Origin of the sequence: Enterobacter sp. DSM 30060 (assembly GCF_013375955.1) — a bacterium.
Taxonomy (GTDB): Bacteria; Pseudomonadota; Gammaproteobacteria; order Enterobacterales; family Enterobacteriaceae; genus Enterobacter; species Enterobacter intestinihominis.
Window position 1 is genome coordinate 4,183,087 of sequence record NZ_CP056118.1, and the last position, 25,317, is coordinate 4,208,403.

A 25,317-nucleotide genomic window follows, 5' to 3' on the forward strand; every position below is an offset into this window, starting at 1 on the left:
ATTTTTTAACGGTTGACCTATTGTTGATATAGCTCAATCTCACGCGAGACGCAGGAAAACGATGATCCCAAACCACCCGGAACCAGAACAAATACTGCTGGAAAATGTGCTGTTCGCCCTCGGCAATCCGCTGCGGCTGGCGATTATTCGACGGCTGGCCGACGGCAGTGAGCTGAGCTGCAACGCGCTGCGCCCGGACGAGGTGGTGAAATCAACCATGACTCACCACTGGCGTGTACTGCGCGACAGCGGCGTGATCTGGCAGCGCCCGCAGGGGCGCGAGAATATGATTTCACTGAGAAGAGAAGATCTGGACGCCCGCTTTCCGGGGCTGATGGCGATCCTGTTACAGTCGAAATCATAAGCGCACTGACTGTTGCCTTTCGGCCAGCGCGCGCAGCGTAGCTTTGAGCCAGTTCGTAACGCCTCGTTTCCCGCTGCGCTTGTGCGAATAAATTTTTACTTCAAACGGACTGATGTGGAACGGTAAATCAAAAATTTTAATACGGGTAGCTGGCAGCAGCTTTTCAGCGGCGAATCGAGGTAACGCCATCAGCAGATCGCTTTCTGCAATAACAAACGGGGCGCTGAGCATAGACGGGGTTTTGATCGCAATGTGTCGGGTATAACCCATGCGTTCCAGCTGCAAATCCAGCACCCCCTGCTTCTCATTCCACGGCGTAACCACAAGATGCCGGGCGGCGAGATAATCCTCTAGCGTGAGCGCGCTCCGGCTCGCATTGCTAATCACCACATATTCATCTTCGAACCAGCTGATCTCTTCCAGCTCCGGGTACCGGCGATCCTCAATGGTGCTGAATCCCAAGGCCAGATCCACCTCTCCTGCCAGTAATTCCGTCAACGCCGGGCTGTGCGGCAAATATCGTAATTCCAGACGCAAGCCAGGCGCCGCATGTTGAAGCGTATTCATGAGCGCAGGGAATATGCAGAACGCGGTAAAGTCCGTTATCGCGATCTGCAAACACGCTGTACTGACAGCAGGATCAAATTCCGGCTGCGGCGACAGCTCCTGGTCGAGATATTTCAGGGCCGATGCAATAACTGGCGCAAGCTGGGTGGCATAGACGCTGGGACACATTCGATGTCCTTCCCGGTAGAACAGCGGGTCGTTGAGCGAAACACGCAGCCGTGACAGGGCATGGCTGAGCGCCGAGGTGCTCATCGCCAGCTCATCTGCCGCAAGTCGAACGGAACTGTGGCGATAAATCGCGTCAAAAACCGGCAGAAGGTTTAAATCAAGGCGCCTTAAGGCTGGATGCATAATATTCATCATTTATTGATTTCATTGCACTTAATTCTTCTGACATTAGCCTTTATGCTTATCCCCATCAACTACAAACAAAGATAAAGGGAAAGGAATGAGCATTACGATTCGTCAGGCGCGACCTGAAGATGCAGCGGCAATATACGATATGATTTACGAACTCGCAGTCTATGAAAAAGCGCCAGAAGAAGTGGTCACCACGCCGGACGAAATCCGTAAAACGCTGTTTGGTGCAGACAGTAAAACCGAAGCGCTGGTTGCCGAATATGCAGGCCATGCTGTGGGGTATGCCGTTTTTTTCACCAGCTATTCCACCTGGCTTGGTCGCAACGGCATCTATATGGAAGATTTGTATGTCTCCCCGGAATACCGCAGCAAGGGTGCGGGAAAAGCACTGCTTAAAAATATCGCGCAATGCGCAGTGGAACGTCACTGCGGCCGGCTGGAATGGAGCGTGCTTGACTGGAACCAGTCTGCAATTGATTTTTATCTGAGCATCGGCGCGGTACCGCAGTCCGAATGGGTACGCTATCGTCTTGATGGCGAGGCATTGCGGGCATTTGCTGAGTAGCAATGCCATCGCGTGAAACGCCCCTCTTTCTAAGGGGCATAATGTCAATGAAAGCGTTGCTGAAGCACGGTATATCTGAGAAAGAGATTACCGCCTTTTTTGTCTTCTCTGAGACGTTCGACGATTCAGCGACCGAGGCTCATTCCGGCTGCGTCAGGCTGTAGACGGGGATCCGCCGGGTTGTCATCGTTAGCGTATCAAACACCTCAGTCTCTGACGTCACAATCCTCGTGCCCGTTTTTCTTAGCCTCTGCACATCGGCCGCGATGCGCTGAATGCCAAACCAGAAAAGCCCGTCGAGCGCCGTTACAGATAGTCCATTTTCGAGTGCCAGTTTGAGTCGTTCCCTGGGCGCTTTCACCTGCTGTGCAATTTGCCGGTAAGGTACTTCACTTCCACCAGTGCTGTCGCTTCGCTGGATCCGCGTTTTCAGGTGATAGGTAAATTCGTCAGGAACACTTTCCAGGTCCTGTTTAAGGCTGTAAACGCAGCCAAACCGCTTGCCGTTGAACAGGACATTTTTTTGACTGAGCTGGAACTCATTTCTGATCCCATCAATCAACTGCGGGGCGCGGGTGAGGAGTAACCGGAAGGGAAGCTCAAAGCTGGTCACATAATCCACATTCAGCAGCGCGAGACGCAAACGCTCTTCCGCACCGGATTTTTGCTCGCGACACTCGCACATCACTTCTGCCCACTGGCGGGTCAGACGTTCTGGCTCGGCGACTTCGGTGAGGAGATATTTTTCAAGGTGATAGTAGACTCTTCCGGTCATATTTTGCATCCCGACAAGGTGGATGCGGTAATTCTATCCAGCGGCGCAGATTTTATAAAGGGCGGAGCGCAACGGCATCCGCCCCCTGTGCTACTGCTGGATACTCGACCGATCCGACATATCGCTGGCAGCGAAAGTTCTGACTGAGGACTGGACCTGTTTTTTTCGCGCATACAGGTCCGGTTGCCCTTCAGGACGCGTTTTGAAGCGACGATGCAGCCACATATATTGCTCGGGTGCCATCATCACCGCACGCTCAATTGCCCTGTTCATCTGCGTAGCCACGGCCACTTTATCGCCTCCCTGCAAGGTATCGCTAATATCGTCCAGGATAATCAGCTCATACCCTGTGCCGTCTGCTTTTCTGCGTGGTACAAACGGGATCACGGCCGGTCTGGCACTTTTCACCAGCATATAGCTCCCGGCAGTTGTCGCGGCGTCCGTGACGGCAAAAAACGGCACAAACACGCTATTCGTTTTTCCATAGTCGTGATCCGGGGCATACCACAGGATCTCGTTTTGCTTAAGCGCGCGGATCATGCCCTTCAAATCGTAGCGGTCGAGCATGGTTTTATTGGAACGCAGACGACCGCGCGTCTGTAGCCAGTCGAGCAACGCATTGTTGTTGGGACGATAGACGCCAATACCCGCGTTGAGCATGCCAAAGATGCGTGCGCCTAATTCCAGCGTGAGAAAATGCATGCCAATGAGCACCACGCCCCTTCCTTGCGCCCTTGCCTGTTCCATATGTTCGTAGCCGGTCACGCTGAAGTGTTTGCGCACGCGCCAGTCAGGCCAGAACCACGCGATGCCCGTTTCGATGACGCCCATTCCAACCGATTCAAAATTACGCTCAAGCAAACGCTCGCGCTCACCCTCTTTCATCTCCGGAAAGCAAAGCTCAAGATTTCGTCTGGCGATTTCCACGCGGCGTGGAAGCATGCGCATAGCCAGACGCCCGAGTCCGTGCCCTGCTTTTAACAGAAGCGAATATGGGAGCTGGACCGTACACCAGAGTGCGGCGATGCCTGCCCAACTGAACCAGTAACGAGGATGAATAAAGGCGAGTGAAAACCGAGGTAATTTTGTCATGAAAAAATTATCCTTTTACTATCTGTACTTAATCTGGTGCAGTTGTAGTGCTTACCTGCTGATTTAACGAATATTGTTCGGAGGAGTGAATTGTAGCGGAAACGTTGTGCTGTTTATTATCGATTTTTGCGAAAGGAATGAAAGGCGGGGATCGCCGGGTGATACTGCACCACCCGGCAGGCGAGTTACATCGAATAGCCGGGCTTCTTAATCAGTTCATCCAGTTTAGGTCCAATCTCGGTATCCCAGACCTGCGCCTTCCAGTCAGCTTCCTGGACTTCGTGAAGCGCCACGGAGATTGAGCGATCTTTGCTGTTCAGATGACGGACTATCGTTTCGGCGATATCCGCCGCCAGGGCCGTTTTTTGTTCGTCAGTCAGATCGCGTGGAAAACATTTGATATCAACGTGAGGCATGGGCAGGGCTCCTTTTATAGGTTAGCGTTCCACGTTATCAGATTATGTCGTTAGCTTTTAGCACCTTGTGCAGTTCTGGCAACGCGCAGACGGCATTCGCGATGGCGGTGATATTAGGTGCGTTGGTGGTAAACCACTCATGACCTGGCCCCCAGGTACGCACGACGGCAATATAGACGTCAAGCAGCGTTAGCTGTTGGCCAAAGGCATAAGGCGAGGCGCTGAGCTGGCTGTCAAACCACAGATAGAGGGATTTCCGGTACTCAATACAGTTTTTCTTCAGCTGTTCCGGGGCATCAGGCACCCAGCGTTCCGGGTAATCTGCATACGTAAAGGTGGGATAGACGTTCGCCACAAACCAGATGAGCAGGCGCTGAAACTGCTGGCGCTCGGCCTGCCCAACGGGCGGCGCGAGGTCGGGTCGTCTGTCGAGCACCATCAGGGCGATCGCCGCGGTTTCCGTCACGATCGCCCCATTTTCCAGCTCCAGCGTCGGCACCTGGCACAGCGGGTTCAGTTTCAACAGCAATTCGCGCTGCGGGCCGGGCTGGTCAAACCCATCCACGTTGACGAACTGATACGGGATGTCTGCCAGAGTCAGCATCACCTCACTGATTGCCGATCCCCAGCCGGGTACGCCATAGAGTTTGATCATGTTGCCTCCTCAGGGATGAAAACCCTAAGTGTATACCCGTCATACTTCAAGTTGCAGGTGCGTTGGCTGCATTCACTCACCCCAGTCACGTACTTATGTACGCTCCCGGGGATTCGTTCCCTTGCCGCCTTCCTGCAACTCGAATTATTTAGGGTATAGAGCACCATTAGTAGGTTATCCCGGGTGGATTAACGTCTGAAGACGTCACCGCTTCGCCCGCTTCCCCCCAGCGCGCCAGCACCTTTTGATAATCCCCGCGCTTAATCGCACCGTCCAGCGCAGCCTGCAACGCATACACCAGCCCATTGCCTTTTTTGGTTGTGGTGGCGACATAGGCTTTCTTCGGGCCTAATCCCACGACGCGGGTTTTGCCGGTTAACGCGGCTTTGTAGGCCGAAACGGACTGCGGTCCAAAGAAGACATCCGCCCTGCCGGACTGAATATAGAGATTGCCTGAGGCGTCGTCGGTCAGATAAACCGGCAACGCAGGCTCGCGCCCGGCCTTTTTATTCTCTTCGTTCCAGCCCAGCAGAATACGTTCCTGATTGGTGCCTGACCCGACAATCACCTTTTTACCGGCCAGATCTTTCGCACTGGTGATCGACTGTACGTTGCTGGTGGATTTCACCGAGAAGGCCAGGGAATCGACGCGATAGGTTGCAAAATCGAACTTCTCCTTACGTTGCTCGGTGACGGCGATATTCACCAACGCCACGTCATAGCGCCCGGAAGTGATCCCCAGCGGCCAGTCTTCCCACGCCGTTGGCACCAGCTTCAGCTTCAGCCCCAGACTGCCCGCCAGCAACCGGGCGATATCCGGGTCGCTGCCAATACGGGTGCGGTTATCACTGGCCAGCAGCGCCAGCGGCGGAGAATTCAGGGCTGAAATCGCCACCGTGAGGGTACCCGGCTCAACAAATTTATAGTTCGCCGGGATTTTCGCCACTGCCTGTTGATCAACCGTCACCGGCAGCGGCTGTTCGTTGGCCTTTAAATCAATGCTGGCGTGACTCGCCGTCGTGAAGACCAGCCCCGCCAGGAGTCCATATTTCATCTGCGCTCCTTACAGCACTTTTGAGAGGAACTGACGCGTTCGCGGATGCGACGGTCGGTTTAACACGTCGTCGCTGCTGCCCTGCTCCACAATTTTACCGTCGACCATAAATACCACCTGGTCCGCCACTTCCCGGGCAAAGCCGATCTCATGGGTGACCACCACCAGCGTAGTGCCGGAGCGGGCGAGCTTTTTAATCACGTCCAGCACTTCGCCAACCAGTTCCGGATCCAGCGCCGAGGTTGGTTCATCAAACAGCATCACGCGCGGGCGCAGCGCCAGCGCGCGGGCAATGGCGATGCGCTGCTGTTGGCCGCCGGAGAGGTGACGCGACCAGGCATCGGCTTTATCGCGCAGACCTACCACATCCAGAAGGCTGTAGGCGTTTTCAATAGCCTCTTTTTTACTGAACTTTTTATGCGCGATGGGTGCTTCAACCAGGTTTTCCAGCACCGTAAGATGCGGAAAAAGATTGAAGTTCTGAAACACGTACCCAACGTTGACGCGCTGTTTGAGGATCTCTTTCTCTTTGAGCTCGTAGAGTTTGTCACCCTGACGGCGATAGCCGATGTAATCCCCGTCAATCTGGATAAAGCCTTCGTCTACGCGCTCCAGATGGTTAATAGTGCGCAGCAGCGTCGATTTTCCCGATCCAGAGGGTCCGAGGATCACCGTCACGGAGCCCGGTGGGATCTCAAGCGTGACGTTATCGAGCGCTTTATGTCGGCCAAAAAACTTACTGACGCCGGTTATGGAAATGTGTCCTTCAGGAGAGGCTTGCATGAACGGGCTCCTGTGCTGACGAAGTGGTGACGGAACGCGCGCGGCTGGTCGCCCGGCTCTGGTTTACGGCGGAGCGGCGCTCGCTGCGGGCGAGTCCACGCTCAATAACATGCTGGATGGCAGACAGTACGGTGGTGATCACCAGATACCAGACGGCCCCCACCATCAACAGCGGGATCACCTCCTGGGTGCGGTTGTAGATCATCTGGATCGTGTAGAACAGTTCCGGCATCGCCAGCACGTAAACCATCGCCGTCCCTTTGGCGAGGCTGACGATTTCGTTAAACCCGGACGGCAGGATGGTGCGCAGCGCCTGAGGGAGAATTATGCGCACGGTGCGACGCCACGCCGGCAGACCCAGCGCAGCGGCCGCCTCATACTGACCGTGGTCGACCCCAAGGAAGCCCCCGCGAATGATCTCCGCCGTATAGGCGCTCTGCACCAGCGTCAGCCCCACGATGGCGGTAGAAAACTGCCCGAGAACGTTGATGGTTTCAAAGCTGCCCCAGGTAATGCCGGTAAAAGGCACGCCGAGAGAGAGCGTGTCGTAGAGATAGGAGAAGTTATAGAGGATAATCAGTACCACGATCAGCGGCAGCGATCGGAACAGCCAGATGTAACCCCACGCCAGGCTGTTCAACAGCCATGATGACGAGAGCCGCGCCAGCGCCAGCATGCCGCCAATCACCACGCTCAGTACGGTACTTATCAACGTCAGCAGCAGCGTCTGTCCGACGCCTTCGAGGATCACCGGGTCAAAGAACCAGCGGGCAAATACCGCCCACTCCCAGCGCGGATTAAAGGCCACGGACTGGATCACGACAGCCAGCACAAACAGCGCCACCACGGCGCCAGCAGCGCGCAGCGGATAACGTGCCGGGACCACTTTTATGGTTTCAACGTTGCTCATCGTCGCTCCTTATGCGGTTTTGCTGAGCGCTTCGCGGATCAGCATCTTGGTGAAACGCAGCCGACCGTCGAACGGCGGCTGGCTATACTCTTCCGGGTCGCGGTTGAGATCGAACTGCGGCTGATACCCCTGACTGAGATAGAGCCGCACCGCCTCCGGCTGACGAAACCCCGTAGTCAGGTAGATGTGGCTGTAACCCGCCAGCACCGCCCGGCGCTCCAGCTCCTGTACCACGCGCGCGGCCAGTCCCTGCTGGCGCAGCGTTTTATTCGTCCAGATACGTTTGATCTCTGCGGTATGTTCGTCGAAGGGCTTGTACGCCCCGGTGGCGATGATCTCGCCATCGCGCTCCAGGACGATAAACAGCCCCTGCGGCGCCAGGTACCACTCTGTCAGCTCGACTTCCGCATCCTTTGAAAAGTAGTCGCCGTAACGAGCGGCGTACTCACCGAAAAGCCCCGCGATAATGGGCTGAAGATCGGCATCTTCCGGCGAAACGTCACGAAATTGTTCCTGCATAGCGCCTCCTTAATCGCCCAGACCCGCCGGGTTAACTTCGGAACTGGAGATACGCTCCACGCCTTCCCCCCAGCGGTTTAGCACCTTGTCGTAATCTCCGTTCTTGATTGCGCCGTTCAGCGCGGTTTGTACCGGTTCGACCAGGCCGCTGCCTTTTTTCAGCGTCACCGCGATATGCGCCGCCTTCGGCCAGCCGCCGTCGACGCTGCCGACAAGTTTGGTTTTACCGTTAAGCGCCGCTTTCCAGGCACCGATCACGTTCGGGCCAAAGTAGGCGTCCGCGCGTCCGGACTGAAGCGCCAGCGTTTGGGCCGCGTCGTCTTTGGTGTATATCGGCGTAAAGGGTTTAAGCCCTTTTTTGAGGTTCTCTTCGTTCCATGCCAGCAGAATGGCTTCCTGGTTGGTGCCGGAACCTACGATGATGCGCAGCCCGGCGATATCCTCTGCCTTCACAAGCGAGTTGATCGGACTGGTGGATTTCACATAGAAGCCAAGTGAATCCTTGCGGTAGGTGGCGAAGTCGAACTTCTCTTTGCGCGCTTTAGTGACGGTGATGTTGCTGATAGCCGCGTCGTATTTCCCGGAGGCAACCCCCAGCGGCCAGTCCTCCCAGGAGGTGGGCACCACGTTCAGCTCCAGTCCGAGACTGTCCGATACCAGACGCGCAATGTCGACCTCACTTCCCAGCAGAGTTTTGTTGTCGTCGGAAAAGACCGTCAGCGGCGGTTGATTCAGTCCCGCCACCGCCACGGTAAATTTCCCCGGCACGGCAAAGCGATAGTCTTTCGGCAGTTGCGCGATCGCATCGCTGTTTTTGGCGGTATTGATCGGCGTTTTATTGGCCTCAATGCTCACGCCGGTGCCGTTAATATTGACGTTCTCTGCCCAGACGACAGGGGTAAAGGCCAGCGCAAGCGCCAGAATAAGCGATGATTTCTGCATAGCGTTTTTCTCTTTTATTGTTGTGTGAACTGATTTTTGGGCTCGTCTAAGCCCAGACTTTCGCGCAGCGTGGTGCCGGGATAGTCGGTGCGGAACAGGCCGCGCGCCTGTAAAAGGGGGACCACCTGGTCGACAAAGCGCGGGAAGGTGTCCGGCGTACCGCCCTGAATGATGAAGCCATCCGCCGCCTTCTCCTCGAACCAGGCCTGTAAACCATCGGCCACCTGCTCCGGTGTGCCGGAAAAACGCGGGCGCGGCGATGCGGCTTCCAGCGCGACCTGACGCAGAGTTAAGTTGCGCTCACGGGCGTTACGCTTGATTTCATCGGTGGTGCTGCGGAAGCTGTTTTTGCCCAAATCGCCAATATCCGGGAACGGCGCGTCGAGAGAATACTGGCTGAAGTCGTGATGCTCGAAATAACGTCCAAGGTAATTCAGCGCATCATTAATGGAGACCAGTGCCGCCGTGGTTTGATACTGGTTTTCTACGTCATCGGCGTCGTTTCCAACAATCACGCTGACGCCCTGGAATATATGTAAATCCCCTGCGCGGCGGCCGTGACTTTCAAGCTGCTGTTTAACATCGCGGTAAAAAGCCTGGGCTTCTTCCCGCGTGTCATGGTGGGTAAAGATGGCGTCAGCGTGTTTTGCCGCCAGCTTTTTACCGTCGTCGGACGCACCAGCCTGAAAGACAATCGGACGTCCCTGCGGCGTGCGGCCAATATTCAGCGGGCCGGAAACCTGGAAGAAATCACCGTGGTGATCCAGAGTATGCAGTTTCGACGCATCAAAGAACTGTCCGCTCTCTTTATTGCGGATAAAGGCATCCCCTTCCCAGGAATCCCACAGTCCTTTCACCACGTCGAGATACTCATCGGCAATGCGGTAGCGCAGCGCATGCTCCGGGTGTTTTTCACGGGAGAAGTTCCTGGCTGACCCTTCCAGCGGTGAGGTCACCACGTTCCAGCCCGCGCGTCCGTTGCTCAGGTGATCGAGGCTGGCGAACTGGCGTGCAACGGTGAAAGGCTCGCTGTACGAGGTGGATAACGTGCCGACCAGTCCCAGGCGCGAGGTGATACTCGCCAGCGCGGACAACACCGTCAGCGGCTCAAAGCGGTTTAAAAAATGCGGAATGGATTTCTCGTTAATATAAAGACCGTCGGCCACAAATATAAAGTCGAGCTTGCCCTCTTCTGCTTTTAAAGCCGTTTCTTTAACGAAATCAAAATTAATGCTGGCATCCGCGACCGCCGCGGGATGGCGCCAGGCAGACATATTACCGGATGCACCATGCAAAATGGTCCCCAGCCGCAATTGACGATGTGCAGTCATATTCACCTCAAATTAATTAAACGTGTTGCAGGGCTTTTTCCGCGAGCTGAGCAAAATAGCGGGCAGCGGGTTCGATTAATGCTTCGTCCGGGTTAAATGCCGGGTGATGTAACCCAAACGGACTGTTGCTGCCAATGCTGACAAACGCGCCGGGTATGTTTTGCAGATAGACCGCGAAATCCTCCCCGCCCATGTGCAGTTCCGCATGCCGGGTTTCATATCCCGCTTCGCGCGCGACCGAGGTGGCAAACCCGGCCCAGTGCTCATCGTTCACCAGCGCGGTGGGCCCGGCGTACCAGGTGATGTTGATCTGCGCGCTAAAAGCGCTGGCAAATCCGGCGGCGATTTCACCGACGCGCGCTTTCACGTTCTGCTGCACTTCCGTGCGGTGCGTGCGCAGCGTGCCCTCCAGCTCAACGCTTTCCGGCAGCACATTCCAGGTATTCCCCCCGGCGATGCGCGTCACGCTCAGAACAACCGAATCCAGTGTATTGACGTTACGGCTGGCTACGCTTTGCAGCGCGGTTACCAGCTGGCTTGCCAGCACGATGGCGTCGTTGCCTTCATGGGGACGTGCGGCATGCGCGCCTTTGCCGGTAACGTGAATAACGAAGCGATCGACGTTGGCATAGAACGGGCCGCCGCGCGTGGCAAATTCGCCGACCGGCAGTGAAGGCTCGTTATGCATTCCGAAAATCGCGCGTACGTCGCGTAACGCCCCGGCCCGCACCATGCTTTTCGCTCCGCCGAAATTTTCTTCCGCAGGCTGGAACAGGATCCGCACGCGACCGTTAAGCGAGGCTTCCCGCTCTTTCAGCTTTAGCGCGGCGCCGAGGATCACGCTGGTGTGAATGTCGTGTCCGCAGGCATGCATCACCCCGGCGCGCCGGGAGCTAAACGGCACCCCGCTGCGCTCGTCAATGGGTAACGCGTCGATATCGGCGCGCAGCGCAATCAGTGCGTTGCCCATGCCGATCTCCGCAACCAGCCCGGTCTGGAGATCGTAAGGCAGCGGTGCAATCCCGGCTGCCGTCAGCCACTCGCACAGGCGGGCCGTTGTTTCGACCTCCTGACCGGAGAGTTCAGGGTTCTGGTGCAGCTCACGGCGCCAGGCAATCAGTTGTTCGCTAAAGCTCATACGGTCACCTCCCTGTTAAATCGCGCCTCGGCCAGCAGTCGCAGTGACTGCACGCGCGTTGCGCCATCAGCGACCGGCGTGTCGATGATAAATTCGTCAATTCCCCACTGCTGATGCAGCGCGTTGAGCTGTTCAAGCACCGAATCCGCCGTTCCGGCCAGCAGAGACTGCGCCCGACGCGCAATGCGCACCGGTTCACTCCCCGCCTGCCGCGCAAAGGCGTAGGCCTGTTCTTCGCTGGCGACGGTGACGCGCTGTCCGTTTACCAGCTCCACGCCCCACACTTCAACCTTCTGCGCCAGCGCATCGGCCTCAGCCTGGGTTGGGGCAACAATGACCTGCACGGCCACAATCACCTCCCGGACGCTGTGTTGACGCCACGCTGTGACGACCTCGCGCAGCAGCTCAGGATCACCGTTCAGATGGGCGGCAAAGACAAAATGCCAGTCGAGGGAGGCCGCCAGTAGCGCGCTTTCGGTACTGGCGCCCAGCAGAAATCCCCGGGCAGGCACCGGCGGCAGCGGCGTGGCGCGAACGTCCTCCTCCGCTGACTGATTTTCAGGGCGGATCCAGCGATCAAGCTGCGTCAATTGTTCAGTAAAGCTGCCTTTTTCCTGCGGATTTAGGCCGTACTGCAAGGCGCGGGTAGAGAGCGGCAGACCGCCGGGCGCTTTGCCAACGCCCAGATCAACCCGGCCCGGCGCAATGGCGGCCAGTACGTTAAAATTTTCGGCGACTTTATAGGGGCTGTAATGTTGCAGCATGACGCCGCCTGAGCCCACGCGAATACGTTTTGTTTGCCCCAGGATCCAGGCAATCAGCAGCTCCGGCGAGGGGCTGGCAAGCTGCGGGGTATTGTGGTGTTCGGCAATCCAGAAGCGGTGATAACCCAGCGTTTCTGCCTGTTGCGCCAGTGCTAAGGTTCGCGCCAGCGCATCGGCGGCTGTTTCGTGTTCTGCGACGGGGCTTTTATCCAGAATGCTGATTCGCCATGACATGTTGCGTTCTCGTTTGACTTAACATGTCGTCATTATTAAAGGCGGATTTCACCTCTGAGAAACAATTAATTTACATTTGGATTGCCGGAAATCAGCTATAGCTTACCGCTACTCGTTCGGATACTGCTCGTCGGTGACCTTCTCCAGCCATGCCACCGGGCTCCCGTCGACAGCTTCTGCGATGGCGATATGGGTCATCGCCGTCTGCGCGCTTGCACCGTGCCAGTGCTTCACGCCGGGTGGGATCCAGGCGATATCACCCTGATTCAGCGGTTCCGCCTCTTTCCCCCACTCCTGTAACCAGCCGCGCCCCTGCGTCACGATCAGCGTTTGTCCAAGAGGATGCGTATGCCAGGCGGTACGTGCGCCGGGTTCAAAGGTGACGGTCGCGCCGCCGACTTTTGCCGGTTCAGTCGCCTGGAAAGGTGCGTCAATGCGCACGCTGCCGGTAAACCAGGCCTCTGGCCCCTGAACGGAAGGTAGCGAACCGCTACGGATAATTTTCATGATCTACTCCTCGTTTGCTATTGCGTTAACAGTAGCGTAAAGCCATGGAGAGCATTAGAGTGCATAATCAGAAAGGAACTATGAGTTCAATTCATAAATAGGATAAGCCGCCATGTTAAAAGACAACTTCAACGATCTGCTCTCCTTTATGGTTGTCGCCCGGGAGCGCAGCTTTACCCGCGCCGCGGCGCAGCTTGGGGTATCTCAGTCGGCGCTCAGTCACGCGATGCGCAATCTGGAAGCGAGGCTGGAAGTCCGTCTGTTAACCCGCACCACCCGCAGCGTGGCCCCTACCGAGGCCGGCGAGCAACTCTTCATGCGCTTAAGCCCCCATCTGCTGGAGATCGAGCAGGAACTTACCACGCTGCGTGATACCCGCGACAGACCTGCCGGGAATATTCGCCTAACCGCCGGGGAGCACGCCATGTCTGCCGTGCTGTGGCCTGTGCTTAAACCCTTTATGGCGCAGTATCCTGACATCAACGTTGAAGTCACGGTGGACGATGGGCTGACAGATATTGTCGACGGCCGCTTTGACGCGGGGGTGCGTCTGGGTGAGCAGGTGGCGAAAGATATGATTGCGATACGTATTGCCCCGGACATGCGCATGGCGGTCGTCGGGTCGGCAGACTATTTGCATCGTTTCGGGGTACCGGAAACGCCGGAGCAGCTTGATCAGCACCGCTGCATTAATATGCGCCTGCCCACACGCGGCGGATTATATGCCTGGGAATTTGAACGGGACGGACGTGAGCTGCGCGTGCGGGTTGACGGCCAGTTGATCCTCAACAGCCTGCCGCAACGCATTGATGCCGCCGAAAACGGTCTGGGGCTGGCGTACGTCCCGGAAGATGCGGTTCAGGACGCCCTTGCTGAGGGCCGGTTAGTGCGTGTGCTTGAAGCCTGGTGTCCGGCTTTTGCCGGTTATCATCTCTATTATCCGAGCCGCCGCCAGCACACTTCCGCGTTTTCATTACTTATCGCAGCTCTGCGGCATCCATAAGCTCTACCTATAGGTAACTATTAAGTAAACCTGATGATTAAATCAGCATTCACAGACCTTTTTGCCTAAAAAAACGTCACGATTCAGCGCGTTGTGATCGCAGTCTGCTCTGACCACACGATTTCCTTCGACGAGCATCACTTTCGGCACGGTTATATTTTGCGTCGCTTATCAATTGCGGGTAGGATGCCTCGCCATGTTTTGCCTTATCCATACACAGAATGACTGGAAAGGCAGCATGTGTCTGCGCAGAAGCAATCGTTTGTTTCGGCTTCTGCCAGGCAGGACTATCACGTTAATGGTTCAGACAGGCAAACAGGTAACTCAATGAAAACAAGCAATAAAAGCGCAGCCGATCATCATGCTGCTAAACGTCGCTGGTTGAACTCTCATGAAGAGGGCTATCACAAGGCGATGGGCAACCGTCAGGTGCAGATGATCGCCATCGGCGGCGCTATCGGTACAGGTCTTTTTTTAGGTGCAGGCGCACGTCTGCAAATGGCTGGCCCCGCTCTCGCCCTGGTCTATCTGGTGTGCGGTATCTTCTCTTTCTTCATTCTTCGCGCCCTCGGCGAGCTGGTGCTCCACCGCCCTTCCAGCGGCAGCTTTGTCTCTTACGCCCGTGAATTTCTCGGTGAAAAGGCCGCGTATGTCGCGGGCTGGATGTACTTCGTTAACTGGGCAATGACCGGTATCGTCGATATCACCGCCGTTGCGCTGTACATGCACTACTGGGGCGCGTTTGGGGATGTGCCGCAGTGGGTGTTCGCCCTCGGGGCGCTGGCAATCGTCGGGACCATGAACATGATCGGCGTGAAATGGTTCGCCGAGATGGAGTTCTGGTTCGCGCTGGTGAAGGTGCTGGCCATTGTGATCTTCCTGGTGGTCGGGACCGTATTCCTCGGCACCGGTAAACCGCTGGACGGCAACGCCACCGGCTTCCATCTGATTACCGATAACGGTGGTTTCTTCCCGCACGACCTGCTGCCAGCGCTGGTTCTGGTCCAGGGTGTGGTGTTCGCCTTTGCCTCCATCGAACTGGTCGGTACGGCGGCAGGTGAATGTAAAGATCCGCAGACGATGGTGCCAAAAGCCATCAACAGCGTGATCTGGCGTATCGGTCTGTTCTATGTGGGCTCCGTGGTATTGCTGGTACTGCTGCTGCCGTGGAATGCATACCAGGCGGGGCAAAGCCCGTTTGTGACCTTCTTCTCTAAGCTGGGCGTGCCGTACGTGGGCAGCATCATGAACATCGTGGTACTGACTGCCGCGCTCTCCAGCCTGAACTCCGGGCTCTATTCGACGGGCCGTATCCTGCGCTCCATGTCGATGGGGGGCTCTGCGCCGAAGTTTATGTCGAAGATGAGCAAGCAGCAGGTGCCTTACGCGGGTATTCTGGCTACGCTGGTGGTGTATATCTTTGGCGTGTTCCTGAACTATCTCGTGCCGTCTCAGGTGTTTGAGATCGTGCTGAACGTCGCTGCGCTGGGCATCATCGCCTCCTGGGCCTTTATCGTGGTGTGTCAGATGCGTCTGCGCAAAGCAATTAAAGAAGGGAAAGCGGCTGACGTCAGCTTCAAGCTGCCGGGCGCGCCGGTAACATCCTGGCTTACCCTGCTATTCCTGTTGAGCGTGCTGGTGCTGATGGCGTTCGACTACCCTAACGGCACCTACACCATCGCTACAATCCCGCTGCTGGCGGTGCTGTTGATTGCTGGCTGGTTTGGCGTGCGTAAACGCGTGAATGAAATCCACAGTACCGCCCCGGTTCATCCTGGAGATGACAAACAGGATGGTCCGCTGGTGGAAGAGACGTCGCGTTAATAAAAAAGCCGGGTGGCGGCTACGCCTTACCCGGCCTGCATTTCATTGTTTTCCAGGCCCGGTAAGCGCAGCGCCACCGGGCAATTCCCACCTTAAAGCGCGATACGAATCACATCGTCAGGCTGAGTGGCTTCCTGCTGACGGGTAGACTTCTGTTTCACCGTCACGTACAGCGTTTTACCGTCCGCAGACAGCGCCAGGCTGTTCGGGTAAACCGGCGTATCGAAGGTTTTGGTCACTTTGTAAGTTTTGGCGTCAATCACGCTCACCTTGCCCGCCTCGCGGTGCGTCACATAGGCTTCGTTACGCGCCGGGTTAAACAGTACGGCCAGCGATTCTGGCGCGGCGATTTTCTGCATTACGCTGCCATCTTTCAAATTCACCACCAGCACTTCAGGCTGTTTTGAATCCGTCACAAACGCACGCTGGCCGGCAGTGTCCAGGCTCAGGTTCAGGTAGAAGTGCTCTTTTCCGTCTTCCTGTACTTTCTTACGGCTGAGGATTTTGTTGGTCGCGGTATCAATGGTCACCAGCTCACCGTCCGCATTGGTGGTATACAGGCGTTTTGCCTTCGCATCCAGCGCCAGTCCGGTGCTGAACGTGCCGGTGTTCGTGATGGTGTCCTTCAGCTTCAGCGTTGCGCCATCAACAACCCAGATCACGCTCTCCTTGCCGATGCCGGTAATGTATACCGTATTGGTCGTGTCATCGGCCACCAGCTGGCGCGGCTGAAGCGGCTTCACCGTGTCGCTACGTTTGCGATCGTCCAGCACCAGGCGCCCTTTCACCTCGCTCGTTTTAGCGTCAATCGCCGTCACGGCACTGTTGACGGTGTTACCTAACCACAGCGTCTGGGTGGCGTTATCGATCGTGGCGCCAAACGGCTTGAGATCGTTATGAATCGCCTGCGTCACTTCCAGCGTGACCGGATCCAGACGATAGACCACGCCGCCCTTATCGGTTTTGCGGCTTTGTGACGTCGCAACCCACAGCGCGTTTTCCTGCTGGCTGACGGCCATTTCATACGCGCCCTTGCCGACCGCTTTGCGCAGCATCTCTTCAGCGGCATGAACCTGGAACGTACCGGCAAACAGTAAAGAACCCAACAGCAGAGACCCACGCAGGCGCGGCGAGCACAGATGACGTAAAGACATAACAATTCCTTTTTAAATGAGGATATTTACCGCTGACATCGCTTCCGGCGGGCAAAGTCATCGCTTTGCCGTTATTTTAATGAGAATAGTAATCATTAATGAGTTGAATGTGGAGTCTTTCTTTCCTGCAAAACCTTACATTCACGAAATGTGCGGTTATAGTTTTCATAACATTTACAAAGGATTTAACATATATACACAGGTTCCAGTTGATTTGGTTCGAATTTTTTCTTAACCGGCTTACTCCATGAAAATTATTACTGCCCATAAGGCATCACTACCCCTGTTGTTCGTTCCCGTCATTTTTGGCCCGCTGAGTGCGATGGCCGCGGATGAACAGACCCTGATCGTCAGCGCCACGCCGCAAACCGTCTCAGAACTGGACACCCCGGCCGCAGTCAGCGTGGTGAGCGGCGAGGATATGCGACATGCCACACCGCGCATCAACCTTTCTGAATCCCTTGGGAGCGTACCTGGCCTGCAAATCCAGAACCGCCAGAACTATGCTCAGGATCTGCAACTTTCCGTTCGCGGATTCGGCGCGCGCTCAACCTTCGGCGTACGCGGGATCCGTATGTACGTGGACGGCATTCCGGCAACCATGCCCGATGGCCAGGGGCAGACATCAAACATTGACCTCAACAGCATAGAGAGCGTCGACGTGCTGCGCGGCCCCTTCTCTGCCCTGTACGGTAATGCCTCCGGCGGCGTAATCAACATCAACACCCAGACCGGACAACAGCCAGCCACCATTGAAGCCAGCAGCTATTACGGCAGCTACGGCACCTGGCGTTACGGCATGAAGGCCACCGGGGCGGTGGGTGATGGTACTCAGGCGGGCGATGTGGATTACGCCGTATCCACTACCCGTTTCACCACCCATGGCTATCGCGACCACAGCGGCGCGCGCAAAAACCTCGCCAACGCGAAACTGGGCGTGCGCATTAATGATGTCAGCAAGCTGACACTGATTTTTAACAGCGTGGACATGAAAGCCAACGATCCGGGCGGACTGAGCTATCAGGAGTGGCAGAACAACCCGCGCCAGTCACCACGTGGCGATCAGTACAACACGCGTAAGACCATTAAGCAGACCCAGGCCGGGATCCGCTACGACCGTCAGCTGAGCGAACAGGACGACCTCAGCGTGATGATGTATGCCGGTGAGCGTGAAATGACTCAGTACCAGTCCATTCCGGCGTCCACTCAGCGCGAGAATCCTGCGCATTCGGGCGGTGTGATTGATATGCAGCGTCACTATCAGGGTATTGATACGCGCTGGACCCACCGCGGTGAGCTGCTGGTTCCGGTGACATTCACCACCGGGCTGAACTACGAAAATATGAGTGAAAATCGTCGCGGGTATGAGAACTTCGTGATGGACAACGGCGTGCCGGATTATGGCGTGAAGGGTAATAAACGCCGTGACGAACGCAATCTGATGTGGAACCTGGATCCCTACCTGCAAACCCAGTGGCAGCTAACGCAAAAACTGTCCTTAGAGGCGGGCGTACGTTATAGCTCCGTCTGGTTTGACTCCAACGATCGTTACATTACCCCGCAAAACGGTGATGACAGCGGCGACGCCAGCTACCACAAATGGCTCCCGGCAGGTGCGGTGAAATACGCCGTGACCGACGCATGGAACCTGTATGCTGCGGCAGGACGGGGATTTGAGACGCCGACCATCAACGAACTTTCCTACCGTTCTGATGGCAAAGGTGGCCTCAATATGAACCTGCAACCGTCCACCAACAACACCTATGAGATTGGCAGCAAAACCCGCATCGGCAATGGCATCCTGACGGCGGCGCTGTTCCGCACGGATACCGACAACGAGATCGTGGTGGACGAAAGCAAGGATGGTCGCACGACTTATAAAAACGCGGGAAAAACGCGCCGTCAGGGTGTGGAAATTGCGCTCGACCAGCAGTTTGCCGAGAACTGGAAGCTGAAGATGGCGTGGACCTATCTTGATGCCACCTACCGCACCAACGTCTGTAGCAATGCAGACTGTAGCGGCAACCGGATGCCGGGGATCGCCCGTAACATGGGATATGCGTCGTTTGGCTGGGAGCCTGAGGAAGGCTGGTACGCAGGGGCAGATGCCCGCTACATGAGCGATGTCATGGCCAACGATACCAACACCGCTAAAGCGCCCTCTTATACCGTTGTGGGCCTGAATACCGGGTATAAACTCAACTACGGCAAATGGGGAATGGACGTCTTTGGTCGCGTCGATAACCTGTTCGATAAAGAGTACGCCGGTTCAGAGATTGTTAACGCTGGCTACAACCGCTATTACGAACCTGCCCCTGGTCGTAACTATGGCGTGGGCCTGTCGGTCTCTTATCGTTTTGAGTAAACCATTCTCCGGCAGCGCACGTTGCCGGTAAAAAATAAGCAAAATAACATCATTCCCGGTTGCCTGATGCGCCGGGAATATAATCAAGGACGTTTGATACAAATAAACAAATAAGTGCGCCAGAGGGATCCTTAACTGTAGTATTGCCGTTGCAGAAGAATATTGGCTTCATCAATGGCTTTGTCGATCGCTTCCCGGCTGGCCGTCACATCCCTTTGCTCAAGCGCAGAAAGCAGATCGTCATAATGATAGGTCGCTGCGGGAACCTCGCTTAACTCTTCATGCAGATAGTGAATGCACGGACCAATCCGTACCCAGAGCTGCTCAATCAGCGAGTGAAGGGTCGGCATCTCGGCATACTGATAGAGCGTGAACCGGAAAACGCGGTTGGCATGGATCGCTTTCTGTACATCGCCCTGATGCATGGCGGCACTGAAGTTATCTGACAGCGCGCGTAACGCATCCAGTTTGGTCTCGGTCATATTCTGGCACGCCGCCGCAACGGCCATCGGTTCAAGCTGCTTTCTGATGGCGTTAATTTCGTTATAGCGTTCCAGCGTCACTTCTGGCACCAAAAACGCCTGCGCTGGCGTGGCCTGTAATGCCCCCGCCGACACCAGGCGCAGCAGGGCTTCGCGCACCGGTGTGATACTGGTGCCCAATTTATCCGCAATCTCTTTTGTAACGAGTCGAGCCCCAGGTTTTAATGAGCCCGTAATTAATGCTCCCTTTAAACTGTTCTCTACTTGCAAAGTCAGACTGATTCTTTGTGCTTTTTCCATATGTTCCAAATCAAGCATGTTTAATTCCCGTAGCCAAACAAAATGCCATTTTCAGCGTCTGTTTAAAAAAACATCGCCGGTTAGATATATCCTGTATCGTCATGCCTGGTATGAGGGGCGCGCGTAATATTAAAATCGTTCAAATAATATTGCATTTTTCACTTCTGGCTCAGCTGGGCCGAGGCGCGCAAAGCTTATGGATTAATTAAAGACAATATATCGTATCTTCACAAATAATTATGGCGGACACTGCCCGCCATAACCGATGCTCTGTTTAGTCGGCCGCCACGCGGATCACAACCTTGCCGAAGTTTTTCCCCTCAAGCAGGCCAATCAGGGCGTCCGGCGCCGCGTCCAGCCCTTCCGTAACCTGCTCGCGATAGTGAATTTTGCCTTCCTGCACCCAGCGGCCCATTTCCTGCTGGAACTCGTCAATACGATGACCATAGTCCTGCGCGATAATAAAACCCTGCATACGGATGCGTTTTTTCAGGATGGTCCCCATCAGTAGCGGTAAGCGGTCCGGACCCTCCGGCAGGTTGGTCGCATTGTAGCCGCTGACCAGTCCGCAAACCGGCACGCGCGCGGAGGTATTCAAGAGCGGCAGCACGGCGTCAAAGACTTTACCGCCGACGTTTTCGTAATACACATCAATGCCCTGCGGGCAGGCTTTAGCCAGTTGTTCGTCAAAATCATCCGCATGGTGATCCAGACAGGCATCGAAACCGAGCACGTCGACAGCATGACGGCATTTCTCCTCCCCGCCAGCCACGCCGATGACCCGGCATCCTTTGATTTTACCGATCTGCCCCACCGTTGCGCCGACCGGCCCCGTGGCCGCCGCCACGACAAGGGTTTCCCCTGCCTGAGGCTGGCCGATATCGAGCAGCCCCATATACGCGGTGAAGCCCGGCATCCCTAGCACGCCGAGTGCCCATGAAGGATGCGACGGGTTTTCACCCAGCTTCACCAGCCCCTGCCCGTCAGATAGTTCATACTCCTGCCAGCCGCTGTAACCCAGAACCCATTCACCCTCTTTATAATCCGGATGACGGGAGGTCTCGACGCGGCTTACCGTGCCGCCCACCATCACCGCGCCAATCTCGACCGGAGGTGAATAGGATGGCGCATCGCTCATACGGCCTCGCATGTACGGATCAAGCGAGAGCCATACGGTGCGTAATAACACCTGCCCCTCTGCGGGCGCGGGGATCGGCTGCTCTTCCAGGCGGAAATTATCGGCAACCGGCGCGCCGTGTGGACGGGAAGCCAGTACCCAGCGTCGGTTTTGCGTAGTAGATTGACTCATTCATCGCTCCTTACTGCTGAAAATGTCATTCAAGTCTGGCACGTTATCCTGCGGATCGCCTGTGCATTATGAGCCGGACTGATTAAGCCGCACGACCAGATAAAGGCATGATTCATCCGTTTCGTTGATAAACCGGCAGTCGTTCGGGGGCCCGAGTTCCAGACAATCTCCGGCCTTCATTTCATGGCGAGTATCCCCCTCCAGAAAGACCAGTTCACCTGCCTGCAACCAAATCAGCTGTCGTGCCAGCGCATAAGAGGAGGCGGGCATCGGCACATCGCTACCTGCGGGTAGCTCCACCTGGACGAGGTCGATAGGCATATCGCTGCGCGGCGACACATGGCGACGCAAATAGTGGGTTTGCGGATCGCGCCAGACGGGCTGATTCGCCAGACGTAACAGTTTGCCCTCCTGCATTTCCGCGCGCGCAATAAGCGTAGACATGCTAATACCGAAGGCACCGGATAACCGCGCAAGCAGCGTCGCCGTTGGGCTACTGTCTCCCCGTTCAATCTTGTGGATCATGGCGCGTGAGATACCTGCCCGTTCGGCCAGTTCGCTTAATGACCAGCCCCGCGACTCGCGTTCAAGGCGTATGCGGGCGCTAATGCGTTGATTCATATTGTCTGTCATTGTATTCATGACGTCATACTATAGTGTACGGATGGTTTTTCGGGGCAGTTTTGTGACAAAAAAAAGGGATTTTGTCGTAGCGATGCAATATAAGAACTGTGTAATATTGTGAGTAAATCGTACTACTATAGTGAACAACACAGCCAGAGGTTACCCATGATTGTTCGTCATGCCTGCAAAGAAGATTGTGCCGCTATCGGTGAAATTTATAACCATGCGGTGCTGCACACCGCCGCCATCTGGAATGATAAAACTGTCGACACCGATAACCGTATCGCATGGTTTGAGGCGCGTACTCTGTCGGGTTATCCAGTTCTGGTCAGTGAAGAAGACGGAGTGGTGACGGGATACGCCTCATTTGGCGACTGGAGAGCGTTCGACGGATTTCGCCACACGGTGGAGCACTCGGTGTACGTTCATCCCGAACATCAGGGCAAAGGCATTGGCCGGCTGCTGATGACGGAGTTAATCAAGGAAGCCCGCCAGATCGGTAAACACGTGATGGTTGCCGGTATTGAGGCGCAGAACCAGGCGTCAATTCATCTGCATGAAACCCTGGGCTTTATTACCACCGGCAATATGCCGCAGGTGGGAACCAAATTCGGTCGCTGGCTGGACTTAACCTTTATGCAGCTCCAGCTTGATGAGCGCAGCGATCCGGATGCTCTGCCATGAATCAATCGTTGACGTTAGCGTTTCTGGTAGCCGCCGGGATTGGGCTGGTGGTGCAAAACACCCTGATGGTGCGTATTACGCAATCTTCCTCCACCATTCTTATCGCCATGCTGCTGAACTCGCTGGTGGGGATTGTGCTGTTTGTCAGCATTTTGCTGGTGAAAAATGGCCTGGCGGGGTTTAACGAACTGGCGTCAACGGTGCGCTGGTGGACGTTGATCCCCGGCCTGCTGGGGTCTTTTTTTGTCTTTGCCAGTATTAGCGGCTATCAGAATGTGGGCGCGGCAACGACCATTGCCGTCCTGGTGGCAAGCCAGCTGATTGGCGGCCTGGTGATGGACATCCTTAAGAGCAACGGCGTTCCCCTGCGCGCGCTGGTTGGCCCGGTCTGCGGCGCAGTGATGCTGGTGGTCGGCGCCTGGCTGGTGGCGCGGCGCCAGTTTTAACCCTTACAGAATAGTCCCACCCTGTGTAAGGTGGGCATGGCGCGCCTCCGCCTCTTCTTTATGCTGCTTACCATGATGCGCAATCGCGGTACGCAGGCGCTGCTGCTGGGTATAGCGATCTTCACGGCTGAGCTCTGCATCATCGCTTAATTCGATCAGCAGTTCGTTCATGTGAGTAATTACGCTCTCTTCGATGGTGGCATCGACGCGGGCGATAACATCATTTAAATGTGACATTGTCACTCCTTTTCACATGCCCGGTGACGCTACGCTTACCGGGCCTACATTTGACACCCGTAGGCCGGGTAAGGCATAGCCGCCACCCGGCAAAATACGATCAGTTCAGCTTCGCTTTTGAGAAATCGCTGCCCATCAGGCTTACGCTGTACCCGGTCACATTGCTGCGGGTCGCGTAGAACGTTTTGCCGTTAGCTAACGCAATCCACGGTGCCTGCTGGTAGAAAATCTCCTGTGCCTGACCATACAGCTTCGCACGTTCGTCCGGGTTGCTGGTCAGTTTGGCCTTTTGCACCAGCTCATCATACCCCTTATCACACCAGCGCGCGGCGTTAGATCCGGTTTTGATGCTGTTACAACCCAGTAGCACATCGGCGAAGTTGTCCGGATCGCCGTTATCAGACATCCAGCCGAACAGCGCGGAATCATGCTCGCCTTTGCGCATGCCGGAGAGATATTCCCCCCACTCGTAAGAGACGATTTTCGCCTTCACGCCCACCTTCGCCCAGTCAGCCTGGATCATCTCTGCAATGCGTCGGGAGTTCGGGTTGTACGGACGCTGAACCGGCATGGACCAGAGGGTCACTTCCGCGCCTTTCTCCAGACCCGCCTGCTTCAGCAGCGCTTTTGCTTTTTCCGGATCGTAGCCGTAATCCTTCAGGTCTTTATTAAAGCCGAGCATGTTCGGCGGGATCGGCGATTTAGCGACCGTACCAGACCCCATAAAGACCGCGTTCACAATGGCCTTTTTGTCCGTCGCGTAATTCAGAGCCTGGCGCACCAGCACGTTATCAAACGGTTTTTTCTCCGTGTTGAACGCCAGGTACCCCACATTCAGCGCATCCACCGAGTGCAGCGTCAGGTCTTTGTTTTTCTTGATCGCTTCAAACTGCACCGGCGACGGCGCAGGAATGATCTGACACTCGTTCGTTTGCAGCTTCGCCAGACGCGTCTCAACGTTTGGCGTGATGGAGAAGATCAGGTGTTTGGTCGGCACCTCTCCCTCCCAGTAGTTCGGGTTGGCGACGTAGCGGATAAGCGAATCCACCTTGTACTGCTGAAGCACATACGGCCCGGTGCCGATTGGCCAGGTGTCCACATTTTCAGGCGTGCCCTTTTTCAGCATCGCGTCCGCGTACTCGGCAGAGAGGATCGAGGCGAAGTCCATTCCCCAGTCGGCCAGGAAAGCCGCGTTGGGTTCGCTCAGCGTGAACTGAATGTGATAATCGTCGATCTTTTTCACATCCTGAATGAGCTTGTCGAGGCCCACGTCATTAAAGTATTCGTAATTACCCTGGGAAACATTGTGATAGGGATGCTTAGGGTCTTTCTGACGCATAACGGAGAAAATAACGTCATCAGCGTTAAAATCACGGGTCGGTTTGAAGTATTTATTGCTGTTGAATTTCACCCCTTTACGCAGGGTAAACGTGTATTTTTTGCCGTCTGGCGAAATGGTCCACGACTCCGCAAGAGAAGGCACCGGCGTGTTTTTTACCGGGTCGAAGTTAATCAGACGGTTATAGAGCGTTTGCGAGCTGGCAACAAACGAGGGGCCAGAGCTGGCGATCTGCGGGTTAAACGACTCCGGCGACGCCTCAGAGCAGTAGATAATGGTGTCTTTGTTTGCCGCCCATGCGACGCTTGCTGGTAGCAGCGCGCTCAGCGCGAGGGCGAGCACGGTTTTCCCTGTAAACATGGTTATTACCCTTTCGGTTTTATTATAGTGAACAGTAATAACAGCACAGACGTTTTGGCCTGACAAATAACGAATCACTATCAGGTTATTCTAAAGCCGTACATTTCGCTGGTTTTAGCATCAGCCCGCAGAAACCGATTTGCCTTAAGGTCCATTATTCGTCAAGCACAACCGTTACGATCAATGCCGCAAGAAATCGTCCCTTTTGTCGTCT

Annotated in this window: 25 protein-coding genes and 1 pseudogene; 7 read left to right on the plus strand and 19 right to left on the minus strand. The window is 55.7% G+C overall.

Annotation, left to right across the window (positions count from 1 at the left end; translation table 11 throughout):
* Positions 1–61 precede the first annotated feature (61 nt).
* Positions 62–364 carry a helix-turn-helix transcriptional regulator gene (locus HWQ15_RS19955; protein ID WP_022648218.1) on the plus strand — a complete coding sequence of 101 codons (303 nt, stop codon included), beginning with the start codon at positions 62–64 and terminating at the stop codon, positions 362–364.
* On the opposite strand, the gene HWQ15_RS19960 is transcribed toward HWQ15_RS19955, so the two are convergent.
* The gene (locus HWQ15_RS19960) at positions 359–1,294 is read right to left on the minus strand and encodes a LysR family transcriptional regulator (RefSeq protein ID WP_045308160.1); all 936 of its coding nucleotides are present in this window, start codon (positions 1,292–1,294) and stop codon (positions 359–361) included. The two genes, HWQ15_RS19955 and HWQ15_RS19960, sit on opposite strands and share 6 nt — an antisense overlap.
* 85 nt (positions 1,295–1,379) lie before the next feature.
* Here HWQ15_RS19960 and HWQ15_RS19965 point away from each other — a divergent pair, with 85 nt between their 5' ends.
* Positions 1,380–1,856, plus strand: coding sequence for a GNAT family N-acetyltransferase (locus tag HWQ15_RS19965; RefSeq protein WP_022648220.1), 477 nt, complete (start codon positions 1,380–1,382; stop codon positions 1,854–1,856).
* Positions 1,857–1,995: 139 nt separating this feature from the next.
* Here the strand turns inward: HWQ15_RS19965 and HWQ15_RS19970 are convergent, their stop codons facing one another.
* The 12 genes and pseudogenes from HWQ15_RS19970 to HWQ15_RS20030 all read right to left on the minus strand — a co-directional run bounded on the left by HWQ15_RS19970 (position 1,996) and on the right by HWQ15_RS20030 (position 12,976).
* The gene (locus HWQ15_RS19970; protein ID WP_063148954.1) at positions 1,996–2,631 is read right to left on the minus strand and encodes a helix-turn-helix domain-containing protein; all 636 of its coding nucleotides are present in this window, start codon (positions 2,629–2,631) and stop codon (positions 1,996–1,998) included.
* Between the two features lie 90 nt (positions 2,632–2,721).
* Positions 2,722–3,723, minus strand: a complete 1,002-nt coding sequence (locus HWQ15_RS19975; protein ID WP_063148926.1) for a Kdo(2)-lipid IV(A) acyltransferase — start codon at positions 3,721–3,723, stop codon at positions 2,722–2,724.
* Positions 3,724–3,908: 185 nt separating this feature from the next.
* Positions 3,909–4,139 (minus strand): tautomerase PptA, encoded by a 231-nt coding sequence (gene pptA / locus HWQ15_RS19980; RefSeq protein WP_022648223.1) that lies wholly within the window; start codon positions 4,137–4,139, stop codon positions 3,909–3,911.
* Positions 4,140–4,176: 37 nt separating this feature from the next.
* Positions 4,177–4,794: a glutathione S-transferase family protein gene (locus HWQ15_RS19985; protein ID WP_063148927.1), complete on the minus strand. Its 618-nt coding sequence runs from the start codon at positions 4,792–4,794 to the stop codon at positions 4,177–4,179.
* A gap of 166 nt (positions 4,795–4,960) precedes the next feature.
* The gene (locus HWQ15_RS19990; RefSeq protein WP_022648225.1) at positions 4,961–5,848 is read right to left on the minus strand and encodes a transporter substrate-binding domain-containing protein; all 888 of its coding nucleotides are present in this window, start codon (positions 5,846–5,848) and stop codon (positions 4,961–4,963) included.
* A 9-nt stretch (positions 5,849–5,857) separates the two neighbouring features.
* A complete protein-coding gene (locus HWQ15_RS19995) occupies positions 5,858–6,631 on the minus strand; it encodes an amino acid ABC transporter ATP-binding protein (RefSeq protein ID WP_022648226.1) in 774 nt (257 codons plus the stop codon).
* The gene (locus HWQ15_RS20000; protein WP_063148928.1) at positions 6,615–7,541 is read right to left on the minus strand and encodes an amino acid ABC transporter permease; all 927 of its coding nucleotides are present in this window, start codon (positions 7,539–7,541) and stop codon (positions 6,615–6,617) included. Before HWQ15_RS20000 ends, HWQ15_RS19995 begins: the two co-directional genes overlap by 17 nt.
* 9 nt (positions 7,542–7,550) lie before the next feature.
* Positions 7,551–8,060, minus strand: a complete 510-nt coding sequence (locus tag HWQ15_RS20005) for a GNAT family N-acetyltransferase (protein ID WP_063148929.1) — start codon at positions 8,058–8,060, stop codon at positions 7,551–7,553.
* A 9-nt stretch (positions 8,061–8,069) separates the two neighbouring features.
* A pseudogene (locus HWQ15_RS23325) lies at positions 8,070–10,333 on the minus strand (NtaA/DmoA family FMN-dependent monooxygenase).
* Positions 10,334–10,349: 16 nt separating this feature from the next.
* Complete coding sequence (locus tag HWQ15_RS20020; protein ID WP_038416115.1) at positions 10,350–11,471, minus strand: amidohydrolase; 1,122 nt, start codon at positions 11,469–11,471, stop codon at positions 10,350–10,352.
* Complete coding sequence (locus HWQ15_RS20025; RefSeq protein ID WP_063215929.1) at positions 11,468–12,469, minus strand: MsnO8 family LLM class oxidoreductase; 1,002 nt, start codon at positions 12,467–12,469, stop codon at positions 11,468–11,470. The genes HWQ15_RS20020 and HWQ15_RS20025 overlap by 4 nt, the downstream gene beginning before the upstream one ends.
* Positions 12,470–12,577: 108 nt before the next feature.
* A complete protein-coding gene (locus HWQ15_RS20030; RefSeq protein ID WP_023314200.1) occupies positions 12,578–12,976 on the minus strand; it encodes a cupin domain-containing protein in 399 nt (132 codons plus the stop codon).
* Between the two features lie 112 nt (positions 12,977–13,088).
* Between HWQ15_RS20030 and HWQ15_RS20035 the strand changes: the two genes are divergently transcribed.
* Positions 13,089–13,979: a LysR family transcriptional regulator gene (locus tag HWQ15_RS20035; protein WP_063148933.1), complete on the plus strand. Its 891-nt coding sequence runs from the start codon at positions 13,089–13,091 to the stop codon at positions 13,977–13,979.
* Positions 13,980–14,306: 327 nt separating this feature from the next.
* The gene (ansP, locus tag HWQ15_RS20040; protein ID WP_063148934.1) at positions 14,307–15,803 is read left to right on the plus strand and encodes an L-asparagine permease; all 1,497 of its coding nucleotides are present in this window, start codon (positions 14,307–14,309) and stop codon (positions 15,801–15,803) included.
* A gap of 92 nt (positions 15,804–15,895) precedes the next feature.
* On the opposite strand, the gene HWQ15_RS20045 is transcribed toward ansP, so the two are convergent.
* On the minus strand, positions 15,896–16,957 hold the full coding sequence (locus tag HWQ15_RS20045) for a YncE family protein (RefSeq protein WP_063148935.1): 1,062 nt from the start codon (positions 16,955–16,957) through the stop codon (positions 15,896–15,898).
* Positions 16,958–17,204: 247 nt separating this feature from the next.
* Between HWQ15_RS20045 and pqqU the strand changes: the two genes are divergently transcribed.
* Entirely contained in the window at positions 17,205–19,322 is a 2,118-nt protein-coding gene (gene pqqU / locus HWQ15_RS20050) for a TonB-dependent receptor PqqU (RefSeq protein ID WP_063147274.1), read from the plus strand.
* 131 nt (positions 19,323–19,453) lie between these two features.
* Here the strand turns inward: pqqU and HWQ15_RS20055 are convergent, their stop codons facing one another.
* The 3 genes from HWQ15_RS20055 to HWQ15_RS20065 form a co-directional block, all read right to left on the minus strand.
* Positions 19,454–20,122 (minus strand): GntR family transcriptional regulator, encoded by a 669-nt coding sequence (locus HWQ15_RS20055; protein ID WP_022648238.1) that lies wholly within the window; start codon positions 20,120–20,122, stop codon positions 19,454–19,456.
* Between the two features lie 256 nt (positions 20,123–20,378).
* On the minus strand, positions 20,379–21,413 hold the full coding sequence (locus HWQ15_RS20060) for an NADP-dependent oxidoreductase (protein WP_022648239.1): 1,035 nt from the start codon (positions 21,411–21,413) through the stop codon (positions 20,379–20,381).
* Positions 21,414–21,479: 66 nt separating this feature from the next.
* Positions 21,480–22,055, minus strand: coding sequence for a helix-turn-helix domain-containing protein (locus tag HWQ15_RS20065; RefSeq protein ID WP_017382277.1), 576 nt, complete (start codon positions 22,053–22,055; stop codon positions 21,480–21,482).
* A 147-nt stretch (positions 22,056–22,202) separates the two neighbouring features.
* Here HWQ15_RS20065 and HWQ15_RS20070 point away from each other — a divergent pair, with 147 nt between their 5' ends.
* Both HWQ15_RS20070 and HWQ15_RS20075 read left to right on the plus strand, forming a co-directional pair.
* Complete coding sequence (locus HWQ15_RS20070) at positions 22,203–22,721, plus strand: GNAT family N-acetyltransferase (protein ID WP_023306282.1); 519 nt, start codon at positions 22,203–22,205, stop codon at positions 22,719–22,721.
* Entirely contained in the window at positions 22,718–23,167 is a 450-nt protein-coding gene (locus HWQ15_RS20075) for a DMT family transporter (protein ID WP_022648242.1), read from the plus strand. Before HWQ15_RS20070 ends, HWQ15_RS20075 begins: the two co-directional genes overlap by 4 nt.
* A gap of 3 nt (positions 23,168–23,170) precedes the next feature.
* On the opposite strand, the gene HWQ15_RS20080 is transcribed toward HWQ15_RS20075, so the two are convergent.
* Complete coding sequence (locus HWQ15_RS20080; protein WP_022648243.1) at positions 23,171–23,404, minus strand: YdcY family protein; 234 nt, start codon at positions 23,402–23,404, stop codon at positions 23,171–23,173.
* 100 nt (positions 23,405–23,504) lie between these two features.
* Positions 23,505–25,103 carry an ABC transporter substrate-binding protein gene (locus tag HWQ15_RS20085; protein ID WP_063148938.1) on the minus strand — a complete coding sequence of 533 codons (1,599 nt, stop codon included), beginning with the start codon at positions 25,101–25,103 and terminating at the stop codon, positions 23,505–23,507.
* Between the last annotated feature and the right edge of the window lie 214 nt (positions 25,104–25,317).